The sequence below is a fragment of the Streptomyces sp. Y309 genome, assembly GCF_056712025.1.
On record NZ_CM160048.1, the window covers coordinates 1,582,941 to 1,605,344 of the forward strand.

General features: G+C 74.0%; 16 protein-coding genes. 4 read left to right on the plus strand and 12 right to left on the minus strand.

The features are described 5' to 3' along the window. Positions 1-14 precede the first annotated feature (14 nt). The 7 genes from AC0KTA_RS05575 to AC0KTA_RS05605 all read right to left on the minus strand — a co-directional run bounded on the left by AC0KTA_RS05575 (position 15) and on the right by AC0KTA_RS05605 (position 8,342). Positions 15-1,355 (minus strand): 6-phospho-beta-glucosidase, encoded by a 1,341-nt coding sequence (locus AC0KTA_RS05575; protein WP_481053978.1) that lies wholly within the window; start codon positions 1,353-1,355, stop codon positions 15-17. 99 nt (positions 1,356-1,454) lie between these two features. Then, complete coding sequence (locus AC0KTA_RS05580; RefSeq protein ID WP_481053979.1) at positions 1,455-1,961, minus strand: thioesterase family protein; 507 nt, start codon at positions 1,959-1,961, stop codon at positions 1,455-1,457. Beyond that, entirely contained in the window at positions 1,958-2,935 is a 978-nt protein-coding gene (locus AC0KTA_RS05585) for a 3-hydroxyacyl-CoA dehydrogenase NAD-binding domain-containing protein (protein WP_481053980.1), read from the minus strand. Before AC0KTA_RS05585 ends, AC0KTA_RS05580 begins: the two co-directional genes overlap by 4 nt. A 104-nt stretch (positions 2,936-3,039) precedes the next feature. Then, complete coding sequence (locus tag AC0KTA_RS05590) at positions 3,040-3,933, minus strand: beta-keto acid cleavage family enzyme (protein WP_481053981.1); 894 nt, start codon at positions 3,931-3,933, stop codon at positions 3,040-3,042. A 61-nt stretch (positions 3,934-3,994) separates the two neighbouring features. Beyond that, positions 3,995-4,852 (minus strand): TetR/AcrR family transcriptional regulator, encoded by an 858-nt coding sequence (locus AC0KTA_RS05595; protein WP_481053982.1) that lies wholly within the window; start codon positions 4,850-4,852, stop codon positions 3,995-3,997. 137 nt (positions 4,853-4,989) lie between these two features. After that, on the minus strand, positions 4,990-6,291 hold the full coding sequence (locus AC0KTA_RS05600; protein WP_481053983.1) for an MFS transporter: 1,302 nt from the start codon (positions 6,289-6,291) through the stop codon (positions 4,990-4,992). 104 nt (positions 6,292-6,395) lie between these two features. Further along, positions 6,396-8,342 (minus strand): glycoside hydrolase family 84 protein, encoded by a 1,947-nt coding sequence (locus AC0KTA_RS05605; protein ID WP_481053984.1) that lies wholly within the window; start codon positions 8,340-8,342, stop codon positions 6,396-6,398. A gap of 535 nt (positions 8,343-8,877) precedes the next feature. On the opposite strand from AC0KTA_RS05605, the gene AC0KTA_RS05610 reads away from it, so the two are divergent. The 4 genes from AC0KTA_RS05610 (at position 8,878) to AC0KTA_RS05625 (ending at position 14,963) form a co-directional block, all read left to right on the plus strand. Beyond that, on the plus strand, positions 8,878-9,939 hold the full coding sequence (locus tag AC0KTA_RS05610) for an MDR family NADP-dependent oxidoreductase (protein ID WP_481053985.1): 1,062 nt from the start codon (positions 8,878-8,880) through the stop codon (positions 9,937-9,939). 130 nt (positions 9,940-10,069) lie between these two features. Continuing rightward, on the plus strand, positions 10,070-10,618 hold the full coding sequence (locus tag AC0KTA_RS05615) for a MerR family transcriptional regulator (RefSeq protein ID WP_481053986.1): 549 nt from the start codon (positions 10,070-10,072) through the stop codon (positions 10,616-10,618). A gap of 143 nt (positions 10,619-10,761) precedes the next feature. Continuing rightward, on the plus strand, positions 10,762-12,978 hold the full coding sequence (locus AC0KTA_RS05620; RefSeq protein ID WP_481053987.1) for a terpene synthase family protein: 2,217 nt from the start codon (positions 10,762-10,764) through the stop codon (positions 12,976-12,978). A 107-nt stretch (positions 12,979-13,085) separates the two neighbouring features. After that, the gene (locus AC0KTA_RS05625; protein WP_481053988.1) at positions 13,086-14,963 is read left to right on the plus strand and encodes a hypothetical protein; all 1,878 of its coding nucleotides are present in this window, start codon (positions 13,086-13,088) and stop codon (positions 14,961-14,963) included. A 21-nt stretch (positions 14,964-14,984) separates the two neighbouring features. Here the strand turns inward: AC0KTA_RS05625 and AC0KTA_RS05630 are convergent, their stop codons facing one another. From AC0KTA_RS05630 to AC0KTA_RS05650, 5 genes are all read right to left on the minus strand, one after another. Continuing rightward, positions 14,985-17,429, minus strand: a complete 2,445-nt coding sequence (locus AC0KTA_RS05630) for a hypothetical protein (protein WP_481053989.1) — start codon at positions 17,427-17,429, stop codon at positions 14,985-14,987. Between the two features lie 36 nt (positions 17,430-17,465). Further along, positions 17,466-19,118 (minus strand): cytochrome bc1 complex cytochrome b subunit, encoded by a 1,653-nt coding sequence (qcrB, locus tag AC0KTA_RS05635; RefSeq protein WP_481053990.1) that lies wholly within the window; start codon positions 19,116-19,118, stop codon positions 17,466-17,468. A 95-nt stretch (positions 19,119-19,213) separates the two neighbouring features. Then, complete coding sequence (dgoD, locus tag AC0KTA_RS05640; RefSeq protein WP_481053991.1) at positions 19,214-20,359, minus strand: galactonate dehydratase; 1,146 nt, start codon at positions 20,357-20,359, stop codon at positions 19,214-19,216. A gap of 39 nt (positions 20,360-20,398) precedes the next feature. Beyond that, entirely contained in the window at positions 20,399-21,319 is a 921-nt protein-coding gene (locus AC0KTA_RS05645) for an SDR family NAD(P)-dependent oxidoreductase (RefSeq protein WP_481053992.1), read from the minus strand. 203 nt (positions 21,320-21,522) lie between these two features. Continuing rightward, a complete protein-coding gene (locus AC0KTA_RS05650) occupies positions 21,523-22,293 on the minus strand; it encodes a cation:proton antiporter (RefSeq protein ID WP_481053993.1) in 771 nt (256 codons plus the stop codon). Between the last annotated feature and the right edge of the window lie 111 nt (positions 22,294-22,404).

Genomic DNA, 22,404 nt, shown 5'->3' on the forward strand with positions numbered 1-22,404 from the left:
GGGCGGTGCTCAGGTCAGGTCAGGTAGGCCAGGCTCGGGTGGGCCTGTGCGTAGCCGTCCATCAGGCGGCGGGCCACGGACACCGAGTCGACCAGCGGGTGCAGCGCGAACGCCTTGACCGCCGTGGCGCGTGAGCCGCTCTCCGCCGCGGCGAGCACCTCGCGCTCGACCGCCTTGACCGAGCACACCAGGCCCGTGGCGTGCCCGGGCAGCGGCTCCGCGGACACCGGGTGCGCGCCGGAGGCGTTCACCAGGCACGGCACCTCGATCACCGCGTCCGCGTCGAGCGCCGCGAGGGTGGTGCGGTTGCGGACGTTGAGGATCAGCATCGTGCGCTCGTCGCGCGCGATGCCGCGCATCAGGTCGAGCGCGACCTTCTCGTAGCCGCCGGACTCCAGGTCCTCCTCGGCGCGCTCCCCGGCTCCCGCCGCTTCCCGGTTCTCCGCCATGTACGTCGCCTCGCGCTCGGCGCGGCTGGCCTCCCAGGCCTTGAGCGCGCCGGCGTGCGGGTCGGCCATCTCCTCGTAGAAACGGGCCTGCTGGTCACGCAGGAAGGCACCGCGCGTCCGCTCGGCCCGCTGGTAGGCGGAGACCGTCTCACGGTTGAAGTAGTAGTAGTGCAGGTACTCGTTGGGGATCACCCCGAGCGACTGGATCCAGTCGGCGCCGAACAGCCTGCCCTGCTCGAAGGACTCGAGGAGTTCGCGGTCCGCGAGCAGCCGCGGCAGCAGGTCGTGGCCGTCGACGTGGAGCCCGCGCAGCCAGCCCAGGTGGTTCAGGCCGACGTAGTCGATCCACGCGCGGTCGGGTTCGGCGCCGAGCAGCCGCGCGATGCGGCGGCCGAGCCCCACCGGCGAGTCGCAGATGCCGATGACGCGGTCGCCGAGGTGCCGGGACATCGCCTCGGTGACCAGTCCCGCCGGGTTCGTGAAGTTGATGACCCAGGCGTCCGGCGCGAGCCGCGCGACACGGCGGGCGATGTCGACGGCGACGGGCACCGTCCGCAGTCCGTACGCGATGCCTCCCGCGCCGACGGTCTCCTGGCCGAGCACCCCTTCGGCGAGGGCGACCCGCTCGTCGGCGGCGCGGCCCTCCTGTCCGCCGACGCGGATCGCGGAGAACACGAAGTCGGCGCCGCGCAGCGCCTCGTCGAGGTCGGTGGTGACCCGCACCGTGGGTGCCGCGGGCACCGCGGCGGCCAGCTCGGCGAGCACCCGGGCGATCGCGCCGAGCCGGGCACCGTCCAGGTCGTGCAGGACGACCTCGGTGACGCGGCCCTCCTCCCGGTCGCCGAGCAGCGCTCCGTACACGAGCGGCACGCGGAATCCGCCGCCGCCCAGAATGACCAGCCTCACGCCTGAACCACCTTGCCCGCACTCGCAGTGAACATCGCCCGGAACACCTACCACCTCGGGCGCCGTCACGTGCGCCGAGATGCGCCCCGGGTACGGAGACTAGTTCGCCGCCCCGCTCACCGCCGCGATCGCCCGGCCCGTCCACTCCGGCGCCGGTTCCACGAACTCGGCGAAGCGCTCGCGCACCGCGTCCGGGAACGGGACCGCGCGCCCCAGCTCCTGGTCGACGTGCAGCGCGAGCAGCTCGGTCGTCGCCACGGGCCCGGCGTCCGGCGCCGGATCGGCCGCGGCGCCGTCGACGACGTACAGCTCGTGCGTGAAGTGCGCCTTCTTGCCGTGCACACCGAGCACCCGCGTGCGTACGGCGAGGTGCGCGCCCTCGGCGACGTCGCGCAGATAGCGCAGATGCGCCTCGACGGTGTAGAGGGAGCAGCCGGTGGCCTCGCGGTACGCGGCGTGCAGGCCCATGGCGTCCATCATGGCGTCCGTGGCGAAGCCGAAGGCCAGCGAGTAGTAGCCCTCGCTCATATGGCCGTTGTAGTCGATCCACTCGGGCGGGACGACCTGCCGGTACAGCGGCAGACGCCGGGCGATCTCCCTGGTCACGCGGTTCCCCTGTCGTCGGCGGCGGCCTGGCGCGGCAGCCTGCCCGTCGCGCGCAGTACGTCGATGACGCCCTGGTCGCGCTCGGCGACGAGGTCGGCGGCGGTCCGGCCGTCCGCCTCCTCCTCGCAACCGGCGACGACGGCGTCGTACAGCTTCTTGTCCAGCTCGGGTGCCTCGAGCCGCGTCCACGGCGACTTCAGGGACGGGCCGAAGTGGTCGAGCATATGGGCCATGCCGCCCTCGCCGCCCGCGAGCGCGAAGGTGAGCATGGGTCCCATGAACGCCCAGCGCAGGCCCGGCCCCTCGGTGATGGAGTCATCGATCTCCTGCACGGTCGCCTCGCCGTTGGCGACCATGTGCAGGGCCTCGCGCCACAGGGCTTCCTGGAGGCGGTTGGCGATGAAGCCGGGCACCTCGCTCTTCATCGTGATCACCGACTTGCCCGCGACCTCATAGAAGCGGGACGCCCAGGCGACGGCGTCGGCGTCGGTCCGCTCACCGCCGACGACCTCGACGAGCGGGATCAGGTACGGCGGGTTGAAGGGGTGCCCGACGACCAGGCGTCCGGGGGTCGCCGCCTCGGTCTGCATGTCGGTCATCGGATACCCGGAGGTCGAGGAGGCGATGACGACCCCGGCGGGCGCGGCGGCGTCCAGCTCCGCGAGCAGCTCACGCTTGAGCTCCAGCTTCTCGGGCGCGCTCTCCTGCACGAACTGGGCGTCGGCGACGGCTTCTTCGAGGGTGGCGGCGACGGTGAGCCGGTCCTGCGAGGCACCTTCGGCAAGCCCGAGCTTGGTGAGCGCGGGCCAGGCGGCCTCGACGAGGCGACGCAGCTTCAGCTCGGCGTCCGGGGCCGGGTCCCAGGCGGTGACGTCATAGCCACGCGCCAGAAAGTGCGCGACCCAGCCGCCACCGATAACACCGGCACCGACACAGGCGACACGGCGTACTTGTTCGGGGTTGGTCGTGGTCATGATGGGGGTTCCTCACATGCTGCGGGGGTTGGCGCCCCTTCAGGGGCGCGGGGAACTGCGCGACCAGCCACAACCGGCCCGCAGATGGATCACGACACCAAGACCTACGAACGGGGCCTGAGGCCCAGCTTCTGGCGAGCCTCGTCCGGCGTGGCAACGCGAGAGCCGAGGTTCTCGGTGATCTGCACGGCCCGCTCGACAAGTTGGGCGTTGGTGACCTTGTTCCCCTTACCGAGGTACAAATTGTCCTCAAGACCAACGCGGACCTGCCCGCCGAGCAGGATGGACTGGGCGACCCACGGCATCTGCATCCGGCCGAGCGCAAAGCTGGCCCACTGCGCGCCGGGCGGCAGCATGTTGACCATCGACTGGAGCACGCCCGGGTCGGCAGGAGCACCCCACGGAACGCCCATGCAGAGCTGGAAGACGGTCGGTTCGTCGAGCAGGCCCTCGGCGAGGAGCTGCTTGGCGAACCACAGCTGCCCGGTGTCGAAGATCTCCAACTCGGGCCGCACGCCCAGCTCCTGGATGCGCCTGGCACCCTGGCGGAGCATGTCGGGGGTGGAGACGTAGAGGTTGGAACCGTCGCCGAAGTTGAGGGAGCCGCAGTCGAGGGTGCAGATGTCGGGCAGCAGGTCCTCGACGTGCGGGAGCCGGTCGAGTCCGCTGACGAGGTCGGTGCCGGGCAGGTGGGTGAGCGGCTCGTCCGGGTCGATGACGAGGTCGCCGCCCATGCCCGCCGTCAGGTTGATGACGACGTCGGTGCCGGTCTCCTTGATGCGCTCGACGACCTCGCGGTAGAGGCGGGGGTCGCGGGACGGGTCGCCGGTCTCGGGGTCGCGGACGTGGATGTGTACGACGGCGGCCCCGGCCTCGGCGGCCTCCACGGCGTTCCTGGCTATCTGCTCGGGCGTGACGGGGACGTGCGGGCTCTTGCGGACGGTGTCGCCGGCGCCGGTGAGGGCGCAGGTGATGATGACGTTGTCGTTCACGGGCATGCCGGACTCCCTTTCGGGGTTTGGGGGTTGAGGATTGGGGTGCGCCGGGGTACGTACGGGTTCAGTGCGCGGTGAGCGCGGCGTCCACGTGGGCGAGCAGGGCGGCGTGCATGTCGTCGGGCCGGGTGCCCGGGCCGTCCGGGGCGGCGGCGAGGACCTGGGTGGCGAGGCCGTCGATCAGGGCGGTCAGGTGCAGGGCGGCGGCGTCGGGGTCGATGGGCCGGAACACACCCTGTGTGACGCCGCGCCGGACGACGTCGGCGACGGTGGCGCGCCACTGCCGGTAGTACTCGGTGTGCAGCCTGCCGACGGCGGTGGAGCGGGCCGCCTCGGCCCACAGGTCGAGCCAGACGCTCCACTGCTCGCGCTGGCGTGCGGTGCGCGGGGTCTGGAGCTCGATGAGCTGGCGCAGTTCGTCGGCCGCGTCGGCCGCTTCGGCGATGCGGGCGGCCCTGCGGGCGGTGTCCTCGTCCATGCACCAGCGCACGGCGGCCTCCAGGAGGTCGTCGCGGCCCGGGAAGTGGTAGTGGATGGCGGCCGTGCTCGTCTCGCAGGCCTTGGCGATGTCCTGGACGCGGACGGCGTGGAAGCCGTGGTCGGCGATGAGGCGGACGGTCTCACGGATGATCTGCAACGGCCGCCCCTCGGGCGGGGCGACGGTGCGGAGCCCGCGCCGGGCGGCGGGCCGCGGCGCCGCCGGGTCCGCGCCGCCGCGGGTGCCGAGCAGCCAGGCGGCGTCGACGTCCGCGGTGTCCGCGATGCGGGCCAGCTCCGCCGCGGTGAAGCGCCGGGTGCCGCCGAGGGAACGGGAGAGCTTCGACGGGTCCATGACGATCCGCCGGGCGAACTCGCGCTGAGTCACGCCCGCGGCGGCGATGACCTCCCGGACTCGGGCGGGGACCTCAGGGTCTTGCTCCATGCCCGACACCGTACCCGCGCGTTGAGATCAGCACAACGTGACAGCCGAATGTCTCTTCCGAAACCAGCTAAACCATGCACGTTGTGCTCCTGACTGGCACATCAGTCAGAACCACAATCCCGGCCCCGACCCCGGCCTCAGACCCGAACCCGCCGCACCGCCACCGGCGCCGTCACCGCCCCCAGCGCCGCCACCAGGGCGCAGACCCCCGCCCAGCCCACCGTCGCGTACGCCAGCGCGCCGAGCGACGAGCCCGTCGCGCCGCCGATGAAGGCGCACGTCATGTAGGCCGTGTTGAGGCGGCTGCGGGCCTCGCCGCTGAGGGCGAAGATCCGCACCTGGTTGGCGATCATCCCGGACTGCATGGCCACGTCCAGGAGCAGTGTCCCGAGGGCCAGGGCCGTGAGCCCGATCGCGCCGCCGACCCCGCCGAGGGCGAGGACGCCCGCGGAGGCGACGACCGCGCCCATGCAGACGGCGTTCACCACGTCCGGGCCGCGCCGGTCGATCTGGCGGCCCGCGAACGGCGTCGCCAGCATGGTGCCCGCGTTCACCAGGGCGAGGGCGCCGACGGCCGACGCGCCCAGGTCGTAGGTGTCGTCGGTCAGGAACAGGGCGACCCCGGTCCACACGGCCTGGAACCCGGCGAAGACCGCCGCCTGGTAGCAGCACGACAGGCGAAGGAGCGGCTCCGTACGGAGCAGGCGCAGCGACTCGCCGAGGAGCGCGGGGTAGCGCTGGCGCGACGTGGGGACGGTCAGGGGCAGCGTGCGCGCGAGGACCGCCGCGATCACGAGCGCCACGACCGCCGTCACCACGTACGGGGCCCGCCAGCCGAGCCATTCGCCGAGCGCCCCGCCGAACGCGCGCGACAGCAGCATGCCGCCGATGGATCCGCTCAGGAGCGTGCCGGTGACGGCGCCGCGCCGTTCCGCGGGGACGAGTCCCGCGGCCATGGGCGCGACGATCGGGGCGACGACCGTGGTGACGCCCACCAGCGCGCTCGCGCCGAGCAGCGGCGGCAGCGCGGGCGCGGCGCTCGCGGCCAGCAGCCCGGCGCCGGTGACGGCGAACAGGACGGCGATGAGCGTCCGGTGCGGGACGCGGTCGCCGAGCGGCACCAGGAAGAAGATGCCGACCGCGTAGCCGAACTGGGCCGCGGTCACCACGAGGGCCGCCGTGTCGCCGGACACGTCGAGGCCGGAGGCGACGAGCGGGCTGACCGCCTGCGGGAAGTAGATGTTGCCCACGGCGACCCCGCAGGCGACGGCGAGGAGCAGCACCATGCCGCGGCTGAGGCCGGCCTTCGGGGCGGCGGGGCCGGGGCCGGGCGGCGGTGCGGCGGGGACGGGTCGGCCCTCGGTGCCGTGTGGCGTGCGTTCGGCGCCGCGCTCCGCGCCTTCGCTGTCGCGCTCGGTGTCGGTCGTGTGTTCGGTCACGAGGGATCACCTTCGCCCGTGCGGGCGCCAGGCACAACACCATTGCGCGGCGCCCGCACCCGCGACGACCTGCGCCCCCACCTCCCGCAGCGAACCGCTCGGCGTCAACTGCCTTCCGGCACCCGCCCGTTCACGCCCGCCACGAAGTCCCCCAGGAACGGATCCGCGAGCTTGATCGTGCCGCGCTGGTGGTGCTCGGCCGGATCCACGGTCAGCTCACCGGCCCGACGCGCCAGCTCGTTCATCCGCGCACGCTCCCGTACGGCACCGGCCTCGTCGCCCTCCCGCAGGGCCGTCAGCGCCGCCGCGCCGTGCCGCAGCGCGCCGCCCCACAGCCCGGTCGCCTCCAGCCAGCGGTCCGCGTCGTGCAGGAACTGCCGGTCGGGTACGCCCTTCCGCAGGGTGCCGGCGACCGCCTCGAGGTCGCGGACGACCGGCCGCAGGGCGCGCAGCGCGGCCTCGGGGTCGGTGGCGTACGTCTTCCAGAACGCGTCGAGGCGGGCGCTCAGGACCGGCGACTGCGGCTGCCAGTTCGCCTCGTGGAACGTCGGCGCCAGGTGGTTGAGGTCGACGAACGTCTCCATGGCCCGGGCCACGCGCGGGTCGCCACCCGCGAGGTGGGCGGCGGCCTGCCGTCCGGACCGGGCGCGATCGTAGCCGCGGTCGTTCCAGGAGAAGTCGTTCATGGTGAACTGGGCGGGCTTGCTCGCGCCCTCCTGGTTCATCGGGTTGGACACGATGCCGCTCAAGTGGTCCGAGAGGCCCGGCTCGCGCTTGTCGTACGGAGCGAGCAGCAGCCGCCCCGCGCTGCGGCCGAAGTCGTTGCACGGGTAGTTGTCCCACACGAAGACCTTGCGCCCGAAGAGCTTCCCCGCCTGCTCCGCCTGGGAGTTGGTGATCTCGACGGGGACGACGTCGGTGCCGGTCCACATCACCTCGACGTGCCGGTCCAGCTCTTCGCGCAGGACCTTCTTGTACGGGGTGTCCCTGAGGTCTCCGTACTCGGTGGGCACCGTCTGGAGGGGGCGGGCGCCGTCGTGGGTGCCGATGAAGTCCTTCTGGACGCCGTTGAGGAGCCCGACCTGCGCCTTCGCGGCGGCCCGCTGCCCGGGGGCGCCGAACTCCGCCTGGTCGGCCGCGCAGTTCCATTTGGTGTAGCTGATGTCGTCCAGCGGCAGGGAGAAGGACCGTACGCCCAGGTCGTACAGGGACCGCAGCTTCGCCGTGAGCGCCTTGACGTCGCCCGCGTCGGAGTAGCAGATGGAGCCGCCCGGCGACACGGCGAAGGTGAAGCGGACGTGGTTGGCGCGGGCGCGGTCCACCAGGGTGCGCAGTTCGGCGAGCTTCGCGGCCGGGTAGGGGTCGCGCCACTTCTCGCGGTGGTACGGATCGTCCTTCGGCGCGTACACGTAGGTGTTGGCCTTGGTGTCGCCCAGGAAGTCCATCTGGTCGAGGCGTTCGGCCTCCGTCCACGGCGGGCCGTAGAAGCCCTCGATGCTGCCCCGCAGCGGCATCGACGGGTGGTCGGAGACCTCGGCGCCCGCGACCGCGCCCCGGGTGAGAAGTTGGCGGAGCGTCTGCGCGGCGTAGAACTGCCCGGCCGCGTCGGTGCCGCCGAGCGCGACGGTCCGGTGGGCGGCCCGCAGCGCGTACCCCTCGGCCCGTGCCGGTACGTCCGTGCCGCGCAGCGCCCGGGCGATGTCGGGCCGGGCGGCCGGGCCGAGGAGCACGCTGAGGCGGGCGTCGCCGGATGCCCGGGCGCGGGCGTCGATCTGCCGCACCCCGTGGGCGCGCAGCGCGTCGACTGCCTCGCGCCGGGCGGCCGCGTCGGTGTCCGCGCCGACGACGAGTTCCACGCGCGGGGTAAGCGGCAGGTCGGCGCCCACGCGGGCGATGTGCTGGGGAGTGGGCGAGACGGTGGGGAGGGGCCGGGATGCCGCGGCGGGGCGCTCGGCGGCGGCAGCGCTCTGTGCGGCCGCGGAGGGCGCGGGGGCGAGCGGGAGGGCCAGGGCTGTCAGGGCGAGGAGGGCTGCACGGGTCGGGCGGGACATTCGGCCTCCGGGAACGAGAGGGTGAACGAGCCTGACGACGTTGCCTCACCGTGAGCCGGGAGGCGGGCGGGGCGCGTGCAGGCTAGGTCGCGGGGGGTGAGGGGGCAAGGGGTGAGGGGGTCTGGCTGCGGGGCGGGGCTGCGTGCGGTGCAGAGGTCCGCCTACGGCGCGGGGCCCCCTGCGTGCAGAGGTCCGCCTACGGCGCGGGGCCCCCTGCGTGCAGAGGTCCGCCTACGGCGCAGGGGGCGCCCGGTCAGGAGCCCTGCTGCGGTGCGGGACGCCCGCCGATGCGTGCAGGACGCCCGTCAATGCGGTGCGGGACGCCCGCCGACTCGGTGCGGGACGCCCGCCGACTCGGTGCGGGACGCCCGCCGACTCGGTGCGGGACGCCCGCCGATGGCGTGTATGCGTACGCGGCTTGGCCGCCTGCCGCGCTTGCCCTTGACGCGCACGTCAAGAGTTAGCTTCACGGCGCGTTCGCAGCGCAGCGCACACCGAGCAGCGCACACCGCCCCGCACACACCAAGGAGCCGAGATGTCCTCTTCCGGGCAGGGAAAGTCCGCCACGACCACGCCCCCCGAACTCCCCCGCGACTCCCGTGAGGTCCGCCTCGCCGCCGTCCCCCAAGGGCTGCCGACGGCCGCCGACTTCGCGGTCGTCGAGACGCCCGTACCCGTCCCCGGGCCGGGCGAAGTCCTCGTACGCAACCGGTTCTTCCATGTCTTCGCGGCCTTGCGGACGCTGATGGGCGGCGGCGTCGAGGGCGCCCCGTTCCCGCCGCTCGGCGTCGGCGACCCGCTGTTCGGCGCGGCGATCGGCGAGGTGGTCGCCGCGGCCGGTGACGACGGCCCGCGCGTCGGCGAAACGGTGTCCCACTGGCTCGGCTGGCGCGAGTACGCGGCCGTTCCCGCCGCCGCCTGCCGGCCGCTCGGCGACGCGCTGCCCGACCCCGTGGCCCACCTCGCGCCCAGTTGGACGGCGTACCACGCGCTGACCCGGACCGTCGAAGTGCGCACCGGCGACACGGTGTTCGTGTCGGGCGGCGCGGGCTCCCTCGGCTCCCTGGCCGGGCAGATCGCGCGGCGGCTGGGCGCGGGGCGCGTCGTCGGCAGCACCGGCTCCGCCTGGAAGGCCGAGCGGATGACGGCCGAGCTCGGGTACGACGCGGTGGTCGTACGAGGAGCGGGGCCGCTGGCCGAACAGCTCGCGGCGGCCGCGCCCGACGGCCTCGACGTGGTCTTCGACACCGTCGGCGGCGACCAGTTGCGCGCGGCCCTCGACGCGGCTCGCAGCGGTGCGCGGTTCGCCCTGGTGGGCGCGCTGTCGGGCCAGCTCGACCCGGAAGTCGGCGGCACCACGGCGCCGGTGGAGATCGACTCGTTCGCCCTGATCCTCAAGAGGATCACGCTGCGCGGCACCAGCACGCCCGACGACCCACGCGCGCAGGCCGAGTGGGAGGAACGGCTCGGGGACTGGCTGCGCTCCGGGAAGGTCGTCTTCCCGCACGAGCGCGTGGCGGGCATGGACGCGGCCCCGCGCGCGTTGGAGGAAGTCATGCGGGGGCGGCACTTGGGGACGGTGGTCGTAGAGCTCTAGGCGCCACCGGCGCCCGGCGCGGACCGGCCCCGCGGGCGACAGCGGTGCGGCCGCGCCCGGGCGTGGCGCCGCACGGCACGGACGGCGGCGGCGCGGGCACGGCCGCCCGGAGAACCTGGAGGGATCAGGCATGCGCATCGGTGACGCGGCCGCCGCCGCGGGGACGACACCCCGCGCGCTGCGTTTCTACGAAGAGCGCGGGCTGCTGCCACCGCCGCGACGCAGCCCGACCGGGCAGCGCGAGTACGAGCAGGGTGACGTGTCGCGCGTCCGCGTCATCCGGCAACTGCTCGCGCTCGGCCTGACGGTCGAGGACATCCGCTCCTGCGCGGCGGGCCTCGACCTCCTGGACGACGACGGCCTTCCGCGGCCCGGCGACGCCATCCGCAGGAGGTGCGGGCTCGATCCCGGGATCGCCGAGCAGCGCATCGACCAGCTCGACGCGGAGATCGCCCGGCTGACCGGGCTGCGGCAGCGGCTCGCGCGCCGGGTGGCGGCGATCCGCGCGGCGGCGGCCGGGCCCGAGGACACGCGAGGCGCACGACCGGAAGGGACGCCCGAGGCGCCGACCGACATGGCGTCGCCGCGGGACACATCGGCCGACGCCCCGTCCGCCGCACCGCACCCGGCACCCTCACGACGCCGCACCCTCAACTCCCGCCCCCGCACAGGCGTTTGACTCGCAGCCCGATTTCGACCCGCCCTGTCACGCGAAGGTGTGACCGGAGGCGCCGCCCCGCATCGGGCGCCGCACCACGGGTAGTGCTCGGCTGCTCGTACGCCGTCCGCCGTACGCCGGTCCGCCCGAGGAGAGAGCCCCGTATGCCGCAGTCGTCACGTCCCTTCGAACTGCCGAGCTTCTACATGGTGCATCCGGCGCGCCTCAACCCCCATGTGGAAGGGGCGCGTTCGCACTCCCGGCGGTGGGCGCGGGACATGGGCATGCTGGAGGGCTCCGGGGTCTGGGACACGGCCGACCTGGACGCGCACGACTACGCGCTGCTGTGCGCGTACACCCACCCGGACTGCGACGGCCCGGCGCTGTCCCTGGTCACCGACTGGTACGTGTGGGTGTTCTTCTTCGACGACCACTTCCTGGAGCTGTTCAAGCGCAGCCAGGACCGGGAGGGCGGCAAGGCCTATCTCGACCGGCTGCCCGCGTTCATGCCGATGGACCTGGCGACGCCGATGCCGGAGGCCACCAACCCGGTGGAGGCGGGCCTCGCCGACCTGTGGACGCGCACGGTGCCGAGCATGTCCCTGGAGTGGCGCGCCCGCTTCGCGGAGAACACCCGCAACCTCCTCAACGAGTCGCTGTGGGAGCTGTCCAACATCAACGCGCACCGCGTCGCGAACCCCGTCGAGTACATCGAGATGCGCCGCAAGGTGGGCGGCGCCCCCTGGTCGGCGGGGCTCGTCGAGTACGCGACGGGCGCGGAGGTCCCGGCCGAGGTGGCCGCGTCCCGGCCGCTGTGCGTGCTGCGCGACACCTTCGCCGACGCCGTGCACCTGCGCAACGACCTGTTCTCCTACCAGCGGGAGGTCGAGGACGAGGGTGAGCTGAGCAACGGCGTCCTGGTCCTCGAGACCTTCCTCGGCTGCACCACCCAGGAGGCGGCCGACTCCGTGAACGACCTGCTGACGTCGCGGATGCAGCAGTTCGAGGACACGTTCTTCGGCGAACTCGCGCCGCTGTTCGCCGAGAAGGCGCTGCCGCCCGCTCAGTGCGCCGACGTCCTCGCCTACGCCAAGGGCCTTCAGGACTGGCAGTCCGGCGGCCACGAGTGGCACATGCGGTCCAGCCGGTACATGAACGAGGGCGCCACCGACCGCGTCTCGCCGCTCGCGGGCCCCACCGGCATCGGCACCTCGGCCGCGGGCGTCAAGGAACTGATCGCCGCGACCGGTGCCCGGCGCGTGCGCCGCTTCACGCACGTGCCCCACCAGCGCGTCGGCCCTTCCCGACTCCCGGACTTCCACCTGCCGTTCACCACGACGATCTCCCCGCACGTCGACCACTCGCGGCGCGAGGTCATCGACTGGGCCACCCGCATGGGCATGCTGGAGCCCCAGCCGGGCGTGCCGGCCTCGCACATCTGGGACGCCCGCAAGCTCGCCGGGTACGACTTCCCGCTGTGCGCCGCGGGCCTGCACCCGGACGCGACGCCGGAACAACTGGACATCGGCTCGTGCTGGCTGACCTGGGGGACGTACGGGGACGACTACTACCCGGTGGTGTTCGGCAGGCCCCGCGACCTGCTCGGCGCGAAGGTGTGCACCGACCGGCTGAAGCTCTTCATGCCGCTGGACTGCTCCCCCACTCCCCCGCCCGCCAACGCCATGGAGCGCGGCCTCGCCGACCTGTGGGCGCGCACGGCGGGCCCGATGGACGACGAGGGGCGCGCCTCGCTGCGCCGGGCGCTGGTGGACATGACGGACAGCTGGCTGTGGGAGCTCGCCAACCAGGCGCAGAACCGCATCCCGGAGCCCGTCGACTACATCGAGATGCGCCGCCACACCTTCGGCGCGCACTTCACGATGAGCCTCAGCCGGTTCGCGCATGGCAAGCGGGTGCCGCAGGAGATCTACGACAGCGGCCCGATGCAGAACCTGGAGAACTCCGCCGCCGACTACTCGATGCTCATGAACGACGTCTTCTCGTACCAGAAGGAGATCGAGTACGAGGGCGAGGTGCACAACGCGATCCTCGTCGTGCAGAACTTCTTCGACTGCGACTATCCGACGGCGCTCGGCATCGTCGACGACCTGATGCGGTCCCGCATGAGCCAGTTCCAGCACGTCGTCGCGCACGAACTGCCCGTCCTGTACGACGAGTTCGGCCTCGGGCAGGAGGCGCGTGACGTCCTCGACGGCTATGTGGAGGAGCTGAAGCACTGGATGGCCGGCATCTACATCTGGCACCGCGACTGCCGCCGCTACCGCCAGGAGGACCTGTCCCACGGCCCGCTGCCCGTGCCCGCCGGGCTCGGCATGGAGGTGGTGCGACCCGCGTGGCTGCGGGAGCTCGCCGCTCCGTGAGGACCCGCCGGCAGGCCCTGCGGGTAAGGTCGGCGGTCGGGCCGATCACCGGGGTCGGCCCGGGGCCGGCGCGGTCCGGCCCCGGGGACGTGGGGAGGGTGCGCGCCGTGCGGGAGCCGAACCACGTCCACCCGGCCGCTCCCGGCGCCCCCGCCCGGTGGCTCACCGTCACGCCCGAGCGGACCGTGCTCGGCGTCATCCACAACGTGACGTCGGCGACCCGGCTGCTCGACCTCCTCACCGTCTTCGAGGGCGACCGGCGGGTGCAGACCGTGTTCACCTGCACCGAATCCTCGCCGTTCGCGGACGGCATCGCGGAATTCGTCGCCGCCCGCGAATTGCCCTTCCTTTCCTGGGACGAGGCGTCGAAGCTGGAATTCGACCTGGCGGTGAGCACGAGTCGCGGCGGGGCACTGCAGAGCATTTCCGCTCCACTCATAGGGGCCCCGCACGGCGCCGGGTACAATAAGAAACTCAGCAGCCGGGAGCCGGGAGCCGGGAGCCGGGAGCCGGGAGCCGGGAGCCGGGAGCCGGGAGCCGGGAGCCGGGAGCCGGGAGCCGGGAGCCGGGAGCCGGGAGCCGGGAGCCGGGAGCCGGGAGCTTTCGGGCTGACGGCTGAATGGCTCGTGTACGACGGCGAGTTGATACCGTCCGCGGTCGTCCTGTCCCACGAGGAACAGCTCGCCCGGCTCCGTACCGGCTGCCCCGAAGCCCTGCCGGTGGCGCACGTCGTCGGTGACCCCTGCATGGACCGGCTGCGCGCGTCCCTCCCCTTCCGCGCGGAATACCGCGCCGCCCTCGGCGTACGCCCCGACCAGAAGCTGCTCCTGCTCAGCACCACCTGGGGCCGCGCGTCCCTCCTCGGCGCCGGCGGCGACCTCGTGCGCCGCGCGCTCGCCGAACTCCCCCACGACGCGTTCCGCGTCCTCGCCGCCGTGCACCCCAACGCCTGGTACGGACACGGCGGCTGGCAGCTCCGGTCCTGGCTGCGGCCCCACGTGGACGCCGGGCTGCTGCTGCCCCCGCCCGCTGGCGACACCTGGCAGGCGGCGCTGTGCGCGGCCGACGCGTTCATCGGCGACCACGGCTCGGTGTCCCTGTACGCGGCGGGGCTCGGCCTGCCCGGTCTGCTCGGCGCCCACGACGAGGAGACCGTGGTGGGCGGCTCCCCGATGGCCCGCCTCGGCGCGGCGCTGCCCCGCGTCTCGCCGTCGGTCCCCCTCTCCGTACAACTGGAGCGCGCCGAACGCCACCAGGCCGCGGACCCCCGCCTCACCGAGATCGCGGCCCAGATCACGTCCCGCCCCGGCGAGGCCCTGTCCCGCCTGCGCCGCCTCTGCTACCGCACGCTGGATCTGGCCGAGCCCGCCGCCCCGCTCGTCCCGCGCCCCGTCGACGTACCGCTGGACCTGCCGCGCCCGCGCCGCTCCCCGGTGGACGCACCGCAGTTCGTCGAGGCCGAGGCGACGGCCCCCTCCGCCCCGGCCTCCGCCCCGGCCCCCGGGCCGACCCACGTCCTGATCAGCCGCTACCCCGCCCTCCTCCAGGCCGACACCGCCCACCACCCCCACCTCGCCGACGCCCACCTCGCCGTCACCGAGGGCGAACCCGAGGCGCGCTGGGCCCGCGCGGCGGACGTGGTGACCGCCCGGCATCGGGCGACCGGCCCCGCCCGGCCCGCGTCGCTCCTCCCCGAGCTGCTGTCCCGCCACCCGGGCGCCACCCTGGCGGCGGCCCCGGAGCCGTCCGGCACCTGCCTCCTCCGCAGCCGCAACGGCACGACATACCGGGCGAGTTGGGGGTCCGGAGCCCCCTGGGCCACTCCGTCGCTCACCGCGTCGGCGGTGTACGCCTGCCTGCTCCGGCACGGCGACGGCTGGCACGGCGAGGCGGAGGTACGGCTGACGCCGGAGGGGGCGCCGGGGCGGCTGCGGGTGCGGTGCGTCGGGGCGGGCGACCGCCGCGTGGGGGAAGCCGCCGAGTAGGCCCTCGGCGCGGGCGCCCCGTCACGCTTCCCCGCCTTGGCCGCCCTCCCGGCCTTCCCCGCTCTCCCCACCCAACCGCTCCCGAGCCCCCGCCGCCGCCACGCTGCCCAGCGTCCGGTACGTCGCGAGTGCCGCCTGCCAGTCCTCCCGGGCGCGCCGCTCGTCGCCGCGGGCGGCCCAGGCGTCGCCGCGGGTGAGGCGGGCGTCGGCCTCCTCCTTGGGGGCGCCGCGGCCCTGGAAGAGGGCGATCGCCTCGTCCAGCGGTGCGACCGCTTCGTCGGCGCGGTCGGCGGCCAGCCGGGCCTGGGCGTAACGGGTCAGCGCGCGGGCCTCGTTGTAGCGGTCGGGTTCGGGCAGGGCGGCGAACCGGCGGCGGGCCCCGAGGAGGCTCGCGGCGGCTTCCTCGTGCAGGTGGGCGGCGCTCGCCGCGCGCCCCGTATGGTACTCGAGGAGCGCCCGGCCGCGCGGATGCGGGAGGTCGCCGAGCGCGCGCAGCGCCTGCCGGAAGTGGTCGAGGGCGGCCTGCGGGTGGCCCTGTTCCAGGGCGACCTGACCGAGGCCCTCGAGCGCGGAGGACTCGGTGCGGGCATGCCCGACCACGCGGGCCGCCCGCAGCGCGAGCCCGTACTGCTCGCGCGCACGCTCGACGCTCTCAGCCCCACCCTGGTCGAACAACGCGAAGGCCAACTCGTAGTGGCAGCGGGCAAGGAGGAGCCTGCCGTCGTCCGCCGAGACCGCACTGCCGGGGGCGCTGCCTGAGGCACCGAGAGCGGCGCCGTCCGCACCGCTCCCGCCGAGAGCACCTCCCGGGCCGGCCTCGCCCGGAGCACCCTCCCCACCAGCGCCACCCGAAGCAGCCCTCCCCGAGGCCCCGTCACCACCACCCCGGCCAGCCCCGTCATCCGTGCGCCCCCGCCGCACGGGGCCGTACGCCTCCCCTCCGCCGGGGGCCGCCTCGCCCCCAGCCGCCGTCTCCCCCGCCCCCGCGACGGCCGCAACCACCCGCTCCGCCGCCCGTACCGCCAGCTCGCACACCTCCACCCACAGCGTGTGGTGTTTGCGGCGGAAGAAGAAGCCGCGCAGGGCCTCGGCCAGGGTGCAGACGGTGTGGTCGTGGCCGTGGGCGAACTCGCGGGCGGTGAGGGCGGCGGCGTTCTCGCGGTCCGGTTCGAGGGCGTCCAGGGCCTCGGCCTCGTCGGCGAACACGCCCTGCAGGCAGGCGGGTTCGCGGAAGACGCGGGAGAGGCGCCAGCGGGAGGACACCAGGACCTCGGCGGCGGCCGCCCGCCGCACGTACCAGTCGGTGATACGCGCCGCCACCGCCCCGGCCTCGTCCGCGTCGGCGCGGGCCAGCGTGCCCGCGTACTCGTGGAGGAGGCCGTTCATGCGGCAGCGGCCGGGCGCGGGGCGTTCGAGGAGGTTGCCGCCGAGGAGCGTGCGCCGCACCCGAGCGCCCTGCTCGGCGCCGCCCGCGAGCTCGTCGACGAGGCCGTCGGCGAACTCGGGCGTCGGGTTCAGGCCGAGCCCCCGGAACACGGCGGCCGCGGCGGGCTCCAGCGCCGCGTAGGAGTCCTCGAAGACGGGACGGAGGGAGTACGTGTGCGGGTCGTCGGACACGGTCAGCGCCTCCTGGAAGGTGGGCAGGGCGAGGAGCCGGCGGGCGAACTCCTCGACGCCGCCCTCCAGCGGGTCGGCCGCGCGGGCCCCGGCCAGCCGCGCGGCGGCGGGCAGACCCGCGAAGGCGGGGACGACCGCCCGCAATAACTCCCGGCCCTGGTCGGTGAGTTCGGCGGACGCAGCGCCGCCCGCCGTGTGCAGGAAAAGCTCCCGGCAGGACGCGTCGTCGAGGCCCGCGAGGCGTACGTACTCAGGTTCGGAGGAGGGCAGCGCGCCGCGCAGCCCGGCGAGGAGGAGACGGCTGGTGACGACGACCATGCTCCGTGGGTGCCCCGGCAGGAGCGGGCCGACCTGAGCGGCCGTCACGACGTCGTCGAGCAGCACCAGGCAGGGTTCGTGCGCGGTGAGATGGCGGTAGTACGCGGCCAGCGCGGCCTCGTCGGCGGGCATCTCGGCGCGTGGGGTGCCGAGGGCGCCGACGAACGACTCCAGGACGGCGCGGGTGTCCGCCGGCTGCAGCGCGCCGCGCGGGCTCATGTCGGCGTACAGCACCCCGCCGGGGAAGTCCGCGCCCCGCAGCGAGGACCAGTACAGGACGGCCCCGGTCTTGCCGATGCCGGGCGGTCCCGTCACCACGACGACCTTCGCGGGCGCGCGCTCGCCGCGGGCGTCGGCGATCCGGTCGAGCGCGGCCCGCACGGGCATCCGGTCCACCAGGCGCCCGGGCGCGGCCGGAGCCATCAACGGCACCCGAGGGGCCCGCACTTCACCGCTCACGCACTGCCGCACCGTGACGTGCCGCGCCTGGACGACGTCACGGAAGCTCCCGCCCGAAATGCTGTTGTCCACCGAATCCACCCCGGCAGTCTTCCAGGCCCGCCGTCTTCAGTGGTGCCCCTCCCCGCTGTGCCCGCTGTGCACCTGCCGGTACTCCTCCGCCGTCGGCTTCGGCACCTGTGTGCCGGGGCCGTACATGGCGCGGGACAGGCGCGCCCGCAGGCGCTCGGAGCGGGGCACCTTGCGGGCCACGCCGTTCGCGTCGACCAGCGGCCCGATCTCGTGCGGCCGGGGCTGCTCGTGCGCGGTGAGGGTGTACCGCTCGGCCCGGGTGAGGGGCTCGTGCACCTCGACGAACTCGCCGTGCGGGAGGCGTTTGATGACGCCGCGCTCCCGGCCGTGCAGGACCTTCTCGCGGTCGCGGCGCTGCAGGCCCAGGCAGATCCGGCGGGTGACGACGAAGGCGAGCGGCGGGGCGACGAAGAAGGCGATGCGCACGAACCAGGTGATGGCGTTGATGGAGAGGTGGAAGTGCGTGGCCCAGATGTCGTTGCCGCCGCCGACCATCAGCACGCCGTACAGCGTCAGCCAGGCCACCCCGATGCCCGTGCGCGTGGGCGCGTTCCGCGGCCGGTCGGCGATGTGGTGCTCGCGTCTGTCCTTGGTGACCCACGCCTCGATGAAGGGATAGACCGCGATCGCCGCCATGATGAGCGGGAACAGCGCGAAGGGGATGAAGACGCCCAGCTCCAGGGTGTGGCCCCAGGCGTTGATCTCCCAGCTCGGCATCACCCGGATCAGTCCCTCGGAGAAGCCGAGATACCAGTCGGGCTGGGCGCCGGTGCCGACGAGGTCGGGCCGGTAGGGGCCGAGCGCCCACACGGGGTTGATGGTGGCGATCGCGCCCATCATCGCCAGGACGCCGAAGACCAGGAAGAAGAACCCGCCCGCCTTGGCGATGTAGATGGGCATGAACGGCGCGCCCACGACGTTCTTCTCGGTCCGCCCGGGCCCCGCGAACTGGGTGTGCTTGTGGTAGAAGACCAGGATCAGATGGGCCACGACCAGGCCCAGCATGATGCCCGGCAGCAGCAGCACGTGCACGGCGAAGAGTCTCGGGATGATGTCGTGGCCCGGGAACTCGCCGCCGAAGAGGAAGAAGGAGAGGTACGTGCCGACGACCGGGATCGACAGGATGGCGCCCTGCGCGAAGCGGATGCCGGTGCCGGACAGCAGGTCGTCGGGTAGCGAGTAGCCGGTCAGGCCGGTGATCAGGCCGAGCATCAGCAGCGTCCAGCCGAACAGCCAGTTGATCTCGCGCGGCTTGCGGAACGCGCCGGTGAAGAACACCCGCATCATGTGCACCAGCATCCCGGCGACGAAGACGAGCGCCGCCCAGTGGTGGATCTGCCGGATGAGCAGTCCGCCGCGCACCTCCATGCTGATGTCGACGGTCGACTCGTAGGCGCGCGTCATCAGCACGCCCTTGAGCGGTTCGTACGAGCCGTCGTACTCGACCTCGATGCCGCTCGGCTCGAAGAACAGGGTGAGCCAGACGCCGGTGAGGATGAGGATCAGGAAGCTGTACAGGCAGATCTCGCCGAACATGAACGACCAGTGGTCCGGGAAGACCTTGCGCATCTGGGACTTGGCGAGGGTGTGCACGCCGAGGCGGCCGTCCGCCCAGTCGGCGACGCGTTCCCCCTTGCCGGGGCCGGTGTCGCGCTTGCCGGGGCCGGTGTTGCGGGCGCGTTCGCTCATGCGGCTCCCCCCTTGGGCGGCTACCAGGGTAGGTGCGCCGCCGCCCGCCGCGTCAACAGGCTTGCGCTCAAGGTGATTTCACCGGCCAGGGGGCTTCACCATTCGGCGAACGTCCCGTCCGGCTGCCGCCACACGGGGTTGCGCCAGGCGTGCCCGCCGCGGTCGGCCTCCCGCACCGCCGCCTCGTCGACCTCGACGCCGAGTCCGGGCAGGGCGGTGCGGTGCGCGTACCCGTCGGTGAAGCGGAACGGCTCGGTGTCCACGACGTACGACAGGAGGTCGGCGCGCTTGTTGTAGTGGATGCCGCGGCTCTGCTCCTGGATCAGGAAGTTCGGTGTGGTCCAGGCGATCTGGAGGCTGGCGGCGAGCGCGATCGGGCCGAGCGGGCAGTGCGGGGCGAGCAGCGCGCCGTAGGTCTCCGCGAGGGCGGCGATGCGCTGCACCTCCGTGATGCCGCCCGCGTGCGACAGGTCGGGCTGGGCGACGGCGACGCCCGCGGTGAGGGCGGGCAGGAACTCGGCTCGGCTGTAGAGGCGTTCACCGGTGGCGATGGGGACGGGGCTCGCCGCGACCAGGGCGGGCAGCAGGTGGCCCTGGTCGGGCAGCAGCGGCTCCTCCGCGAACAGCGGGTGCAGCGGGGCGAGTTCGGCGAGGACGCGGCGGGCGCTGGCGGGGGTGAAGCGGCCGTGGAAGTCGACGGCCACGTCCCGGTCCGGGCCGAGGGCCTCGCGGGCGACGGCGACGCGGTCGACGACGGCGGCGGTCTCGGCGGGCGTGGTGACGGGCGAGGTGACCCCGGCCGCATTCATCTTCACCGCCGTGAAGCCCGCCTCGACCTGCGCGGCGATGTGCTCGGCGAGGATCGCGGGTTCGTCGCCGCCGACCCAGGCGTACACCCGCGCCCGGTCCCGCACCGGGCCGCCGAGCAGCGCGTGCACGGGCGCGCCGTAGGTCTTGCCCGCGATGTCCCACAGGGCCTGGTCGAGGCCCGCGACGGCGCTGGAGAGGACGGGGCCGCCGCGGTAGAAGCCGCCCTTGGTGAGCACCTGCCAGTGGTCCTGGATGCGCAGCGGGTCCTGCCCGATCAGGTATTCGGCGAGTACGTCGACGGCGGCGCGCACCACTTCGGCGCGGCCCTCGACGACGGGCTCGCCCCAGCCGACGACGCCTTCGTCGGTCTGCACGCGGCAGAAGAGCCAGCGCGGCGGGACGAGGAAGGTCTCCACGCGGTCGATCTTCACGGTCTGCCTCTCGTTCGGGTGCGCGCCGGTCCGGCCCGCTCAGGCCGATGCCTTGACTACGCTCCAGCCGCCGTCCACGACCAGGCTCGTCCCGGTGACGTACGACGCCTCGTCCGCGGCGAGGAACGCGATGGCCGCCGCGACCTCCTCCGGCGAGCCGAACCGCCCGGCCGCCGTCCCCTCGACGCTGCGGGCGCGGTCCTCCTCCCCGATCTCCCCCCAGGCGGGCGTCAGGATCGGCCCCGGCAGCACGGCGTTGACCCGCACCTCGGGCCCGTACTCGACGGCGAGCTGGCCGCACAGGGAGAGCAGCGCGCCCTTGCTCGCCGCGTAGGCGGGGCGGCCGGGGATGCCGGTGTGGGCGTGGACGGAGGAGGTGAGGACGACGGCGCCGCGGTGGGCGCGCAGGTCGGGCAGGACGGCCTTGAACCCGAGGAACGTGCCGGTGAGGTTCACCGCGAGCTGGTGTTCCCAGGAGGCCACGCTCGTCTCGTGGGCGGGCGCGACCTCGCACGCGTAGGCGTTGCTGGAGAGGACGCCGACGGGGCCGAAGCTGTGCGCGGCCGCCACCACCTGGCCCCAGTCGGCGGCCTCGGTGACGTCCGCGTGGACGAACACCGCGCTGCCGCCCTTGGCCCGGATCCCCTCCGCGAGCGCCTCGCCGCGCTCGCCGTCCACGTCGCCGACGACGACGGCGGCGCCCTCGGCGGCGAGCCGCACGGCGGTGGCGGCCCCGATGCCGGACGCGCCACCGGTGACGACGGCGACGCGTCCGGCGAAGCGGGCACCGGGCGCGTGAGCCGGACCGGCAGGGCTGACGGCGGCGTCGGCGGGAGCGGCGGGGCCCGCGCCGGCGGCGTCTGTGGAAGCGGCGGAGCCGGCGCCGACGGAGTCGGGCGGGCTCGTGACGGCCGCGTCGGAAGCAGCCGCGCCGTCGGAAGCGTGTGCGCTTGGGTTCACGTGCGTGGTCCCCTCGTGCGGGTGGGCGGCGCGGCCGCTCCCCGGCGGCCGCTTCTTTGCGGCGGTGCCGCGCAGACGTGCCCGCCGGGGAGCGGTGACCGCGAAAGGCCTGCGCCGCCCACTCTATGGCCGGACCCCGCCCGGCTCCATCGCCACGCTCGGCGGACGCCGCACACCGGTGGCCCCGGGCCTCGTACCGGCACTCAGCGCCGCGCCCCGCTCCGCTCCGCCCCCGGCTTCCCGTGTTCGTGCGCGGTGGACGGCGCGGCCTCGGAAGCCGCCGCGGGCGTCGCGGGCGCCGTGCCCGCCCGCGCCCCGGGCACCACCTGCCGCTCCCCCCGGCGGTCCAGGAGCCCGAGGACCGGACCGGTCATCGCCGTCGTGACGAGGGCCATGACGACCATCAGGGAGTACAGCGACTGGTCCAGGAGGCCGAGTTGCAGGCCGACGCCGAGGATCACCAGTTCCGTCAGGCCCCGCGTGTTCATCAGGGCCGCGAGCTGACCGGCGCCGTGCGGCGGAAGCCCCTGCGAGCGCGCGCCGGCGTAGGTGCCGCAGAACTTCCCGACGACGGCGACCAGGACGATCACGGTGAGTTCGAGGAGCCCGCTCACGCCCACGCCGCGCAGGTCGACCTTGAGGCCCGCCACCACGAAGTACACGGGCCGCAGCAGCGAGGTGACGTGCCCGGTCCGCTCGCACACCTCGTCGCGCAACACCCCCGCGGCGTCACGCGGCAGCACGGCGCCGAACAGGAAGGCGCCGAAGATGTAGTGCATGCCCATGGCCTCGGTGGCCGCGGCGGACAGCAGGGCGCCGACGAGCACGACGCCGAGCCGGTTCGCGCTGAGCGTCGCGACCCCGCCGGAGCCGGGGCCGAGGACGCGCCGCAGCACCGGCCGCAGGGCGACGAGCAAGGCCGCGAACGGCACGAGCAGCGTGACGCGCCAGTAGTCGTCCGCGCCGCCGACCACGGCCTGCACCCCCGGCGAGCGCCGACCAGGCGACGACGTCGACCAGCGCGGCCGTGGCGAGCGCGATGCCGCCGATCTCCGTGCGGGACAGGCCGCGGTCCGCGAGGATCC